This is a genomic window from Bradyrhizobium sp. MI1.11 (assembly GCF_055811255.1).
Genome location: NZ_JBVVPM010000002.1, coordinates 189,559 through 202,100, shown reverse-complemented (window position 1 = coordinate 202,100; position 12,542 = coordinate 189,559). Strand labels below are relative to the sequence as shown.

At 63.7% G+C, this 12,542-nt stretch carries 13 protein-coding genes; 3 read left to right on the top strand and 10 right to left on the bottom strand.

Annotation, left to right across the window (positions count from 1 at the left end):
• Window positions 1-5: 5 nt before the first annotated feature.
• The 10 genes from nuoF to AC0L30_RS02835 all read right to left on the bottom strand — a co-directional run bounded on the left by nuoF (window position 6) and on the right by AC0L30_RS02835 (window position 9,448).
• Complete coding sequence (gene nuoF / locus AC0L30_RS02880; RefSeq protein WP_473403736.1) at window positions 6-1,331, bottom strand: NADH-quinone oxidoreductase subunit NuoF; 1,326 nt, start codon at window positions 1,329-1,331, stop codon at window positions 6-8.
• Between the two features lie 15 nt (window positions 1,332-1,346).
• Window positions 1,347-1,553: a hypothetical protein gene (locus AC0L30_RS02875; RefSeq protein WP_007603552.1), complete on the bottom strand. Its 207-nt coding sequence runs from the start codon at window positions 1,551-1,553 to the stop codon at window positions 1,347-1,349.
• On the bottom strand, window positions 1,553-2,164 hold the full coding sequence (nuoE, locus tag AC0L30_RS02870; protein WP_219682217.1) for an NADH-quinone oxidoreductase subunit NuoE: 612 nt from the start codon (window positions 2,162-2,164) through the stop codon (window positions 1,553-1,555). The genes AC0L30_RS02875 and nuoE overlap by 1 nt, the downstream gene beginning before the upstream one ends.
• A gap of 12 nt (window positions 2,165-2,176) precedes the next feature.
• Window positions 2,177-3,139, bottom strand: coding sequence for an FkbM family methyltransferase (locus tag AC0L30_RS02865; protein WP_219682258.1), 963 nt, complete (start codon window positions 3,137-3,139; stop codon window positions 2,177-2,179).
• Complete coding sequence (locus tag AC0L30_RS02860) at window positions 3,139-4,335, bottom strand: NADH-quinone oxidoreductase subunit D (RefSeq protein ID WP_007603549.1); 1,197 nt, start codon at window positions 4,333-4,335, stop codon at window positions 3,139-3,141. Before AC0L30_RS02860 ends, AC0L30_RS02865 begins: the two co-directional genes overlap by 1 nt.
• A 2-nt stretch (window positions 4,336-4,337) precedes the next feature.
• Window positions 4,338-4,952, bottom strand: coding sequence for an NADH-quinone oxidoreductase subunit C (locus tag AC0L30_RS02855; protein ID WP_007603539.1), 615 nt, complete (start codon window positions 4,950-4,952; stop codon window positions 4,338-4,340).
• Window positions 4,953-4,963: 11 nt separating this feature from the next.
• Window positions 4,964-5,551 carry a NuoB/complex I 20 kDa subunit family protein gene (locus AC0L30_RS02850; protein ID WP_007603537.1) on the bottom strand — a complete coding sequence of 196 codons (588 nt, stop codon included), beginning with the start codon at window positions 5,549-5,551 and terminating at the stop codon, window positions 4,964-4,966.
• Window positions 5,542-5,907 carry an NADH-quinone oxidoreductase subunit A gene (locus tag AC0L30_RS02845; RefSeq protein ID WP_007603535.1) on the bottom strand — a complete coding sequence of 122 codons (366 nt, stop codon included), beginning with the start codon at window positions 5,905-5,907 and terminating at the stop codon, window positions 5,542-5,544. Before AC0L30_RS02845 ends, AC0L30_RS02850 begins: the two co-directional genes overlap by 10 nt.
• 576 nt (window positions 5,908-6,483) lie before the next feature.
• Complete coding sequence (locus tag AC0L30_RS02840) at window positions 6,484-8,733, bottom strand: TonB-dependent siderophore receptor (protein ID WP_473403768.1); 2,250 nt, start codon at window positions 8,731-8,733, stop codon at window positions 6,484-6,486.
• A gap of 199 nt (window positions 8,734-8,932) precedes the next feature.
• The gene (locus AC0L30_RS02835) at window positions 8,933-9,448 is read right to left on the bottom strand and encodes a MarR family winged helix-turn-helix transcriptional regulator (RefSeq protein WP_007603531.1); all 516 of its coding nucleotides are present in this window, start codon (window positions 9,446-9,448) and stop codon (window positions 8,933-8,935) included.
• Between the two features lie 181 nt (window positions 9,449-9,629).
• Between AC0L30_RS02835 and AC0L30_RS02830 the strand changes: the two genes are divergently transcribed.
• The 3 genes from AC0L30_RS02830 (at window position 9,630) to AC0L30_RS02820 (ending at window position 12,521) form a co-directional block, all read left to right on the top strand.
• Entirely contained in the window at window positions 9,630-10,820 is a 1,191-nt protein-coding gene (locus AC0L30_RS02830; RefSeq protein WP_007603530.1) for an aromatic ring-hydroxylating dioxygenase subunit alpha, read from the top strand.
• Window positions 10,821-10,880: 60 nt separating this feature from the next.
• The gene (locus tag AC0L30_RS02825) at window positions 10,881-12,176 is read left to right on the top strand and encodes a spinster family MFS transporter (protein WP_473403735.1); all 1,296 of its coding nucleotides are present in this window, start codon (window positions 10,881-10,883) and stop codon (window positions 12,174-12,176) included.
• 141 nt (window positions 12,177-12,317) lie between these two features.
• Window positions 12,318-12,521 (top strand): hypothetical protein, encoded by a 204-nt coding sequence (locus AC0L30_RS02820; RefSeq protein WP_473403734.1) that lies wholly within the window; start codon window positions 12,318-12,320, stop codon window positions 12,519-12,521.
• The last annotated feature ends 21 nt before the right edge of the window (window positions 12,522-12,542 follow it).

Sequence of the window (12,542 nt, the reverse complement as noted above, 5' to 3'; positions counted from 1 at the left end):
TGTCTCTACTCCGCCGCGACCATGTTCACGGGATCGCGGACGCCGGCATCGTCGATGTCGGCCTTATGCGAATACTGGTCGATGCGCGCTTCGATCTCATGACGGAAATGCGCGATCAGGCCCTGGATCGGCCACGCCGCCGCGTCGCCGAGCGCGCAGATGGTGTGGCCTTCGACCTGCTTGGTGACTTCCAGCAGCATGTCGATCTCGCGCTTGTGGGCGCGACCGTCGGCCATGCGGGTCAAGACGCGCCACATCCAGCCGGTGCCCTCGCGGCATGGCGTGCACTGGCCGCAGCTCTCGTGCTTGTAGAAATAGGAGATGCGGGCGATGGCGCGGATCAAATCGGTCGACTTGTCCATCACGATCACGGCCGCGGTGCCGAGGCCCGAGCGCAGCTTGCTCAACGAGTCGAAATCCATCGGCGTGTCGATGATCTGCTCGGCCGGCACCATGCGCACCGAGGAGCCGCCGGGGATCACGGCCTTGAGGTTGTCCCAGCCGCCGCGGACGCCGCCGCAATGCTTCTCGATCAGCTCACGGAACGGAATGCCCATGGCCTCTTCGACGTTGCAGGGCCGCTCGACGTGGCCGGAAATGCAGAACAGCTTGGTGCCGACATTGTTCGGACGGCCGATGCCGGCGAACCACGCCGCGCCCCGGCGCAGAATGTCCGGCGCAACCGCGATCGACTCGACATTGTTGACGGTGGTCGGGCAGCCGTACAGGCCGACATTCGCCGGGAACGGCGGCTTCAGCCGCGGCTGGCCCTTCTTGCCTTCGAGGCTCTCGAGCAGCGCAGTTTCCTCGCCGCAGATGTAGGCGCCGGCGCCGTGGGCGACATAGATGTCGAACGGCCAGCCGTTGATATTGTCCTTGCCGACCAGCTTGGCCTCATAGGCCTGGTCGATCGCCGCCTGGAGATGCTCGCGCTCGCGGATGAACTCGCCGCGGACATAGATGTAGCAGGCATGCGCATTCATCGCACAGCTCGCGATCAGGCAGCCCTCGATCAGGAGATGCGGATCGTGCCGCATGATCTCGCGATCCTTGCAGGTCCCGGGCTCGGACTCGTCGGCGTTGACGACGAGATAGCTCGGCCGGCCGTCGGTCGATTCCTTCGGCATGAACGACCATTTCAGGCCGGTCGGGAAGCCGGCGCCACCGCGGCCGCGCAGGCCAGAGGCCTTCATCTCGTTGATGATCCAGTCACGGCCCTTGTCGATGATGTTCTTCGTTCCATCCCAGGCGCGGCGGCGCCGCGCGCCCTCGAGCCCCCAATCGTGGAGGCCGTAAAGGTTCTTGAAGATGCGGTCCTTGTCCTCGAGCATGTCAGTGCTTTCCGATCAACGGTTGGCTTGCTTGTAGGCAAGCCCGGCGGCGCAGACGGCAAAGGTCAGCGCCCAGAGCAGGCTGGATTCCAGCGACGCGCTGAGGGCGAAGCGCTGAAGCAGGAAAATGAATGTGGCCGCCACGGCGGAATGCATTGCGACGAAGCCCCACTTCTTCACAACACTGCTCCCTTCAACTCGCGGCGCCGAGAGATCACGCATCAGGTGATCTCCTTCAGCGTGGTCGGCCCACCGGTCGGCGCCGAGAACTGGCGGCCGTTCTGCGGACCGGGCTTGGGCGGATTGCCCGAAGCAAAGCCGTCAAGCACCTTGCCGAAGCTTTCCTTGGTCAGATCCTCATAGGTGTCCTTGCCGATCAGCACCATCGGCGCATTCACGCAGGCACCGAGGCACTCCACCTCCTCCCAGCTGAAATTGCCGTCCTTGGAGAGATGGAAGGGCTCGTGATGGATGCGGTGCTCGCAGACGTGGATCAGATCCTCGGCGCCGCGCAGGCGGCACGGCGTGGTGCCGCAGACCTGGATGTGGGCCTTCTTACCGACCGGGGCCAGCTGGAACATCGTGTAGAAGGTCGCGACCTCGAGCACGCGGATATAGGGCATATCGAGCATGTCGGCGACAGCGCGGATCGCGGCCTCCGAGACCCAGCCTTCGTGCTGTTCCTGAACGCGCCAGAGGATGGCGATGACGGCCGAAGCCTGGCGCCCGGCCGGATATTTCGCGATCTGCTGCTTGGCGAACGCGAGGTTCTCCTCCGTGAACGCAAAGCTCGCGGGCTGGACTTCCTTCGGTGCTAATCGGCGAACGGACATCTCTTCAATCTCTCATTGCATGCGGCGCGCGGTTTTCGCATTCAGGGCATTGATCCTGTCCTGCCAGAATGCGCTTGCGGTGCCGAAAACATTGTAGCCGACATGGGTGGAGACCTTGATGCGGTCGAGGATCGACAGCTCGGTCACCGTCTCCATACGCCTTGTGCTGGGATCGTAGACGATCAGCTTCAGCGGGGTGTGTTCGAGGATGTAGCGCGATACTGCGTGCGAGCGGTCGCTGCCGTGCTCCTCGCACATGACGACGCTGTCGGCCTGGAGCAGCCGGGCGCCGCCCTTGATCGCCTCGATCTCGACGCCCTCGACGTCGAGCTTGATCAGGTACTTGCCGGTGCTAGCGACCTTGCCGTCGTCGATCAGATTGTCGAGCGCGATGACCGGCACGTCCTCGCCGACCGCCGACGCATCGCCGGCAATGCTGAAGGCCTCGTGCTTGGTGCCTGACAGACGCGCGGTGCCACGGGCCGCGCCGATCGCGCATTTCATGGTCTCGAAGCGGCTGCCATTGATGCGGACGTTGTTGGCGAGCTTCGGATAGTTCTGCCCCGACGGCTCGATCGCGATCGCCTTGTGCGAACCGAACGGCTTGCTCGACACCAGCACCGACCAATAGCCGTAATTCGCGCCGCAATCGAGCAGCGTGTAGTCGACGTCGATGGAATCGGCGAACAACAGCTCCAGCTCGTCCTCATAATTGTAGGAGCGGTTCAGCAGCTTGCTCCAATAGCCGTCGCCGTAGGGAAATTCGAACACGGCGTCGGGGTTGAGCTTGATCGCGATGTTGCGCTCGGGCAGCGTCTTCCGCAGCAGATTGGCGCAGGCGATGTAGCCCATATGCGAGAAGTGCGACGAGATCTTCGATCCCGTCACCAGCGCCAAGGCAGCCGTCCGCTCCCACAGGTTGGCCCCTTCAAGGGCCCCCGAGGCGCGGTCAAACTGGATCGGCGCCTGCGCCATCACCGATCGACCTCTCCGAACACGATGTCGAGCGAGCCGAGGATCGCCGAGACGTCGGCGAGCAGATGACCGCGGCAGATGTGGTCCATGGCCTGCAGATGCGCAAAGCCCGGCGCGCGGATCTTGCACTTGTAGGGCTTGTTGGTGCCGTCCGAGATCAGAAAGACGCCGAACTCGCCCTTGGGCGCCTCGACCGCGGCATAGACCTCGCCGGCCGGCACGTGGACGCCTTCGGTGTAGAGCTTGAAGTGGTGGATCAGCGCTTCCATCGAGCGCTTCATCTCGCCACGGCGCGGCGGTGCGACCTTGTTGTCCTCGACGACGACGGGGCCCTTCCCGTCGGCTGCGTTCAGCTTCTGGATGCACTGCTTCATGATGCGCACGGACTGGCGCATCTCTTCCATGCGGATCAGATAGCGGTCGTAGCAGTCGCCGTTCTTGCCGATCGGGATGTCGAAATCCATCTCGGCGTAGCATTCATAGGGCTGCGACTTGCGCAGATCCCAGGCCGCGCCCGAACCGCGCACCATCACGCCGGAGAAGCCCCACTCCCAGGCTTCCTTCAGCGAGACGACGCCGATGTCGACGTTGCGCTGCTTGAAGATGCGGTTGGCGGTGAGCAGCCGGTCGAGATCTTCGACCACTTTCAGGAACGGATCACACCAGGCGTCGATGTCGTCGACCAGCTTCTGCGGCAGGTCCTGATGCACGCCGCCGACGCGGAAATAGGCTGCGTGCATGCGGCTGCCGGAGGCGCGCTCGTAGAACACCATCAGCTTTTCGCGCTCTTCGAAGCCCCACAGCGGCGGGGTCAGCGCGCCGACGTCCATCGCCTGCGTGGTGACGTTGAGCAAATGCGACAGGATGCGGCCGATCTCGCAATAGAGCACGCGGATCAGCTGCGCGCGGCGCGGCACCTCGATGCCGAGCAGCTTTTCCGCAGCCATGCAGAAGGCGTGCTCCTGGTTCATCGGCGCGACGTAGTCGAGACGGTCGAAATAAGGGATCGCCTGCAGATAGGTCTTCTGCTCGATCAGCTTTTCGGTGCCGCGGTGAAGCAGGCCGATATGCGGGTCGACGCGGGCGACGACCTCACCATCCAATTCAAGCACAAGACGAAGAACACCGTGCGCAGCTGGATGCTGCGGTCCGAAGTTGATCGTAAAGTTGCGAAGCTGTTCGGGTTGCTCGTTCATGATCAGACCTTCGGCCCCGCTTTTTCATCGCCCGGAAGGACCGGATAGTCGGCGCCCTCCCACGGGGACAAAAAGTCGAACTTGCGGAATTCCTGGTTGAGCCTGACCGGCTCGTACACCACCCGCTTCTCCTGGTCGTCATAGCGGACCTCGAGGAAGCCGGTGGTCGGGAAATCCTTGCGCAGCGGATGACCCTCGAAGCCGTAATCGGTCAGGAGGCGGCGCATGTCGGGATGACCGACGAAGATCACGCCGTAGAGGTCGTAGGCCTCGCGCTCGAACCAGTCGGCGCCGGGAAACACCTCGATCAGCGACGGCACCTGCGTGGTCTCGTCGGCCTGGGCCTTGAGCCGGACCCGCGCGTTCAGGGTCGGTGACAGGAAGTGATAGATCACGTCGAAGCGCTTCTCGCGCGAGGGATAGTCCGCCGCCGTGATGTCGGTGAAATTGATGAAGCGGCAGTTCGGGTCGTCGCGGAGGTACTTGACCACCTCGACGATCTTGCTGACCTCGACATCGACCGTGAGCTGGTTGAAGGCCACCGAATGACCGATGGCGGCGCCCGGAAGCGCGCTAACGATCGTCTGCCCCAGGGCGTCGAGCTTGGCGTCGTCCATGACGTAAAACCTTAGCGTTCGATGGTGCCGGTGCGGCGGATCTTCTTCTGCAGCAGCAGCACGCCGTAGAGCAGCGCTTCCGCCGTGGGCGGGCAGCCCGGCACGTAGATGTCGATCGGCACGATACGATCGCAACCGCGCACGACCGAGTAGGAATAGTGATAGTAGCCGCCGCCGTTGGCGCAGGAGCCCATCGAGATGACGTAACGCGGCTCGGGCATCTGGTCGTAGACCTTGCGCAGCGCCGGCGCCATCTTGTTGGTCAGGGTCCCCGCGACGATCATCACGTCCGACTGACGCGGCGAGGCGCGCGGCGCGAAGCCGAAGCGCTCGACGTCGTAGCGCGGCATCGACACCTGCATCATCTCGACCGCGCAGCAGGCGAGACCGAAGGTCATCCACATCAGCGAGCCGGTACGCGCCCAGGTGATGAGGTCGTCGGTCGCGGCCACGAAGAAGCCCTTGTCGGACAGTTCCGAATTGACCTCGAGGAAGAACGGATCATTGGCCCCGACCGGCTTGCCGGTCGACGGGTCAAGGATGCCCTTGGGGGCCGGCGCGAGAACCGGACCGGCGGACGACACAGGGTTCAATCCCATTCCAGTGCGCCTTTCTTCCATTCATAGGCGAACCCGACCGTCAGCACGCCAAGGAACACCACCATGGACCAGAAGCCGGTCGCGCCAAGCTTGCCGAACGCCACAGCCCAGGGAAACAGGAACGCCACCTCGAGGTCGAAGATGATGAAGAGGATGGCGACGAGATAGAAGCGGACGTCGAACTTCATGCGGGCGTCGTCGAAGGCGTTGAAACCGCACTCATACGCCGACAGCTTTTCCGGGTCAGGCTGCTGGAACGCCACGATGAACGGCGCGATCAGCAGCACCAGGCCAATGAGGCCCGCTACCCCTATGAAGACGACGAGTGGAAGATAGTTCTGCAGAATGCCGCTCATTGACGAGCCCTTTTTCCCGCAGCCTCGGGACAGCCACGGATTCGTCCAGTTTGGAATTGTTCTGAGCCTTAGCGCAGTGCACCAATGGGCGCAAGACACGCTCTTTTTAGGCCCTTTGTCGCCCTCAGAACGGTGGAAATCCCGGAATCACCCCGCGGCTGGTATGGAGCAGATCGACCGCCCCAGCAAGGGCGCCCCGATCAGTCCACACGCGCTGGGCCGTGACGTCCGTGGTTGGGAAGGCTCACTCTATCTAGGCCGCGACGCTGCAAAGTCCAGATTACAACGAGGCCAAGCGCGCCCATTATCGGGCGAGCGACCCGGGAGCCATGCATCACGATCGGACCCGGGCTCGTCTGGCGAATGCGTCGGGCAGGAGGCGCCCGCTTCGCCGCAGCGAAAAATGGGTGGCGAGCGCGGCGGCAACGTGGCTGGGTCGTCGCGCGCCGCGCTCGCATGAGCTTCGGGCCGGGGGGCATGGCCCGCGAGCTCATCGATCTCGTGGTGGAAGCCGGGTGACGAGCCGGTCAGGCTCTCACGATCGCCTTTCGCCTTTCCCCACCATTTGGCCTGTCCTCACCATTTGTAGGAAACGCTGGCGGTGACGCGCCGGCGGTCGCCGTAGAAGCAGGAGGACGCCGCCGCGCAGCTGGCGACGTAGATCTTGTCGGTCAAATTGACCACGTTCAGCGCGGTGCGCCAGTTCTGCCATTCATAGTGGAGCGCGAGATCGCCCAGCACGACCGCGGGAACCTCAAGGGTATTGGCCGCATCCGCCCACGACGAACCGATATAGCGGACGCCGCCGCCGAAGCCGAAGCCCGCCAGCGGCCCGTCCTTGAAGGTGTAGTCCGCCCAGCCGGACACCAGAAGCTCAGGCGTGTTGGTCGGGGTCTTGCCGACCAACGCCGGGTCCAGATCCCTGCTGTTGAACAAATGGTAGGCCGTGAACGAGCCGATCAGCTTCAGCTCGCGCGTGGCGTTCGCCACCGCTTCGAGCTCGATGCCGCGCGAGGTCACCTCCCCGGTCTGGTTCTGCAAGGTCGTGACGACAGGGTCGGTCGTTGCCACATGCTGACGTTTCAAGTCGAACACCGAAGCGGTGAAGTAGCCGTCAAATCCCCGCGGCGCGACCTTGACGCCGATTTCCGCCTGCTGGCCGGTCTCCGGCAGGAACAGCTGGTTTTGCGCGTTGAGGCCGATAATTGGATTGTAGCTTGTGGCGTACGACACATAGGGCGCGATGCCGTTGTCGAAATTGTAGATCAGCCCGGCGCGCCCGCTGAACCTGCTGTCGTCGCGGCTGGCGAGCGTGGCGCCGGTATCACGGCCAGCCTGCGTCGTCTCGACCCAATCGTTGCGGCCGCTCAGCACCAGCGTGAAGTTGCCGAGCTTCATCTGATCCTGAAGATAGGTGCCGGCCTGCTTCTGCGTAATCTGGAAGTTGCGGAACGGTGCGCCCGTCAACGGAATGTCAAATCCATAGGCGGGATTGAAGACGTTGATCGAAGGAACGGTGCCGAAGTTGAAAGCCTGATAGTCGTCGATCTGGTAGCCCTTCAAATCGACCCCGAACAGCATGGTGTGCCGCACCGCGCCGGTGTTGAAGCGGTACTCCAGCTGGTTGTCGAGATTGGCTTGGTTGGCGGTGTTCTTCGCATACCAATTGTAGCGACCAAGACTAGCCGTGTTGATGTCAGCCCAATTGTTGCCGACGTAGCCGCGATAGGTCACGTCGACATGGGCAAAGCGCGCATTTTGCCGGAATGTCAGATCGTCGGTGAGATTGCGCTCGACCTGATAGCCGAGCATCTCCTGCTCGCGCGTGAACTTGTCGACGCTGGGATCCCCGGCGAAAAAGCTGGTCGGGATCTTGCCGAACCGAGCGTTGGTCACCGTGCCCTCATAGGGCAGGAAGTTGATGCCTCGGGTTTCCTGCCGGGAAGCTGAAGCCAGCACCGTGAACGTCGTGTCGGCGTCCGGCTTCCAGGTCACCGAGGGCGCGATGAAGTAGTTGTTATCCGGCGTGAAATTGACCTGCGTGGGGCCGTTCTGGACCTGGCCGACGACGCGGTAGAACAGCTTGCCGTTCTCAGGGCTCGTCGCGACCGGACCGCCGACATCGAAGCCGACATAGGCATTGCCGAAATTGTTGACGCCGGTCTCGATGAAACGGACGGGCTCCGCGGGCGGCATCTTGCTGATGACGTTGACGATGCCGCTCGGGCTCGATCCGCCATAGAGCACGGCCGACGGACCGCGCAGCACCTCGACGCGCTCCATGTTGGGCGTCTGAAGCTTCCAGCTCGCATAGGACGTGTAGAACAGCTGCATGCCGTCGAGGAACAGTCCGACATCGTCGGACTTGAAGCCGCGGATCAGCCACCAGTCGTTGCGCGTGTCCGCGCCGAAGGTCCCGGCGCGGACGCCGGCGGCATAGCGCAGGACCTCGTCGAGCTTGTTCGCCTTCTGGTCGCGGATCTGCTCCGCGCCAATCACCGACACCGCCTGCGGCGTCTCCATGATCGGCGTGTTGGTCTTGGTGCCGGACGAGCTGCGGCCGGCGACGTAGCCGTGCACCGGCCCGCGTGGCGTCTCGACGAAACCGACATTGCGCGGCGGCGGCCTGCTCCGGCTGGCGGTCTGCTCGGATGATCGCGGCGCGCGGCGCTGGACGGAGGGCGCCGCCCGGCGGCGCGCTTCCGGCGCGGTGACGGTCACCGACGGAATGTTCTGCGCGCCACTCTGCGCAGGAGATTGTGCAAGCGATGCCTGCGGCAGCAAAACCCAGGCGGATGCGGTCGCCAATACGGCCGACCGCAGCATTCCAAGACTGTTCACGCGCAACCCCAAAACTGCGTGTTTTGATTGCACATGCTGTCGGCCCATGACGGCATGCGCTTGCGGTGACGCTTAGGGGAGCGCGCGCGAATTCCCTAATTGAAAGCCTCTTAGAAGGAGTCTTAGAAAGAGTCTTGGAAAGGGTCTTGGAAGCGATCCAACATGTTCCGGGATCGCCGAAACGTCAGCGCGAAATCTTCTCGCTCTCGAGCATCTCGGCGGCGATCGCCGTCAGCTGATCGACCTGCTGCAGCAAGGTCGCGAACTCGGCTTCGCTCAGATGTTCGCGCAAACGCCGATTGCGCTCCTGCGCACCGGCGACGATCGCATCATGTGCCGCAAGGCCCGTTGCGGTCAGCGAGACCAGCACCTCGCGGCTGTCTTTCGGGTTGGCCGATTTCGCGATCAGCTTGCGCGACACGAGTTCCGCAAGCGCGCGGCTGATCTGCCCCTTGTCCTGGCCGACGGCTTCCGCAAGCCGCGCCACGCTCATCGGCGGCCGCCGGCCGAGCGAGGCGACCAGGCCGAACTCGACCGATGACAATCCGGCGAGGCGCTTGTAGCGCAGGATGGCACCGCGCTTGAGCAGATTGGCCAGCACCATCAGCCGCGACGATAGCATGACGGTGATCGGCGCCGGCGACTGACTTTCGTCCGCATCGGACGATGTGCGCCCGGCCCTGCTTGATGTCTGGCTCATGGTCCACCTCTGCCAAGAAAGCCGCGGCGTGCCAAGTCTTGGTAGCGCGACCTCCCCAGCCTGATCCGAATGCGACTAAGAGGCATTTAGAAATCGTTGACATTATCATCTATCTAATCTTCACTTGGCACAAGGCATCAAAAATGGCCCGGCCGGTACGGCCAACTGCGGGAGGACCGGTATGAGCATCACCCAGCGGGATCGCGATCTCGGCACGGCCTATGCGATGAAGCCGGCGCACACCCGCACCGAGCTCACCTCGGTCGTGCGCGGCACGCCGATGGGCGAACTGCTCCGCCGCTACTGGCATCCGGTTGGCCTCATCAGTGACGCCACCGACACGCCGAAGAAAGTCCGCACGCTCGGCGAGGATCTGGTGCTGTTCCGCGACAAGCACGGCCGCGCCGGTTTGCTGCACGCTCGCTGCTGCCACCGCGGCACCACGCTCTATTATGGCAAGGTCGAGGAGGACGGCATCCGCTGCTGCTATCACGGCTGGAAGTTCGACACCGAGGGTCATTGCCTGGAGCAGCCCTGCGAGCCCGACGGCGGCCAGTTCAAGGACAAGGTGCGCCAGCCCTGGTATCCGGTCGAGGAACGCTACGGACTGATCTTCGCCTATATGGGCCCGGCCGAGAAACGTCCGGTGCTACCGGCCTATGAATGCCTGGAGACCATGGACGACGGCGAGTTCGTCGAGGCCGACGATTCCTCGATCGGCGGCGGCGGTCCCGCGATCATCCCCTGCAACTGGCTCCAGCATTTCGAGAATGTGGTCGATCCCTACCACGTGCCGGTGCTGCACGGCTCGTTCTCGGGTCCGCAATTCACCAACATGATGGCGTCGATGCCGGAGGTGACGTTCGACAAAACGCCGCGCGGCATCGCCGTACGCTCGATCCGCAAGCAGGATGACGGCCGTGTGTTTTACCGCGTCACCGAGGCGGCGCTCCCCACCTTGCGCGTCGTGCCGAACCCTCGCGTGGCGCAGTTCGCCCGCGTCGAGTCGCTTGGCTGGACGCTGCCGATCGATGACACCTCGTTCCGCATCTACGTCGCCGGTCGCGTCAAGAGCGCCGGCGACATCGGCCGCATGCGTTCGAAGTTCAACGGCAAATTCTGGTGGGACATGACCGAGGAAGAGCACCAGCAATTTCCGGGCGATTACGAAGCCCAGGTCGGCCAGGGACCGCAGACCATCCATTCCGAGGAGCATTTCGGCCAGAGCGACCGCGGCATCCTCATGATCCGGCGCATGCTGAGCGAGCAGCTCGAAGCGATGGAAGCAGGCCGCAATCCGATCGGAATCTCATTCGATGTGAACGCGCCTCCGGTCGAATTCGAAGCGGGGAATTACATCCGCGAAGGCTGACATGCCAGCTCCAATCAGGGCTGGACCGACAACGAGAACAACGACAAATTGGGGGAAGCGATGGTCGATGTGACGTCACAGATGTCGGTGCAAACGGCCGCCGCGGCAAAACCCTCGGCACGGCGCTATTACGTGCTCGGCCTGCTCACGATCATCTACGCGCTGAACTTCCTCGACCGCACGATCTTCAACGTCCTGATCGAGCCCATCAAGAAGGAATTCCAGCTCAGCGACACCATGATGGGCCTGCTCGCGGGCTTCGGCTTCGCCCTGTTCTATTCCCTGCTCGGCATTCCCATCGCGCGCGTCGCCGACCGGCTCAACCGGCGCAACATCGTCGCCGCTGCGTTCGCGTTCTGGAGTGCGATGACGGCGTTGTGCGGCGCCGCTTCGAGCGTCACTTCGCTGGCGCTGGCGAGGATCGGCGTCGGCATCGGCGAATCCGCGGGCTCTCCCGCCTCGCAATCGATCGTCGCTGATCTCTTTGCCAAGAATGAGCGTCCGCGCGCGCTCGGCATCTACGCCGTCGGCACCTATCTCGGCGTCTTCCTCGGCTATTTCGTGGGCGGGTACGTCAACCAGCACTATGGCTGGCGGATGGCATTCTACGTCGCGGGCCTGCCCGGTATCCTGCTCGCTATTGTCCTGTGGCTGACGATCTCCGAGCCGAAGCGCGGCGCCATGCAGGAGACTTTCGTGCCTGAGCCGCTCGGGCCGACCCTGCGCTTCCTGGCCTCGCAGCAGAGCTTCATCATCGTGCTGATCGGCTTCTGTCTCACCACTTACACGAACTATGCGACCGCGGCGTGGATACCGCCGTTCCTCGCGCGCGTGCACCATCTGTCGAGCGCCGAGATCGGCACCTATGCCGGCACCTTCAAGGGGCTCGCCGGCCTGGCGGGCACCCTGCTCGGCGGCTTCGTGGTGGCGCAGATCAGCCGCCGCGACGATCGCTGGAAGCTGTGGGCGCCCGCCATCACCTCGGGCCTTGCCGGCCCGGTGTTCGCGCTGTGCATGCTGACGCAGGACTTTGCGATGATGGTGGCCACGCTGGCGCTGACCTCGTTCCTGGTCGGCTTCCATCTCGGACCGATCTTCGCGATCGCGCAGACGGTGGCCAAGCCGAGCATGCGGGCGCTGGCCTCCGCCCTGATCGCGCTCACCGCCACCTGCTTCGGCCAGGGCGTCGGGCCGCTCGCGGTAGGCGTGGTCAACGATGCCCTGAAGGGCGCTTACGGCGCCGAGGCCGTGCGCTATTCCCTGCTTTCGGCGGCGGTCACGACCACGCTGGGGGCGCTCCTGTTCGTCTGGGCGGCGCGCTCGATCCGGGACGATATCGGCCGGGCGGCCGTCTGAGGCCGGTGCAGACCGCAAGCCCTGCGAAACCAACCGGGCGTATTCATGAAACCATTTTGCGGAACCCGCGAAACCATCCGGAAACAGACGGTCCTTACAAGAAGAGCCATAGACGGCGGCAAAGCCCGTCGGGAGGCTCAGATGAACCACTCCATTCACTCTGCTGATCGTGCGACCCACCTGAAGATCGTGGTGGTGGCGCTGGTGGCCGGCATCACGGTGGCCGGCTTCGGGATCGCAGCCCGGACCAATGCCCATTACAGCCAGACCGCCCAATCCGCCCACGTGATCAAGGCCGGCAAGCCAGTCGTGGTGACCAGCGCCGGGACGTCGGAGATCCGCTGAGGACCAAAAAGGTCCGGTTTG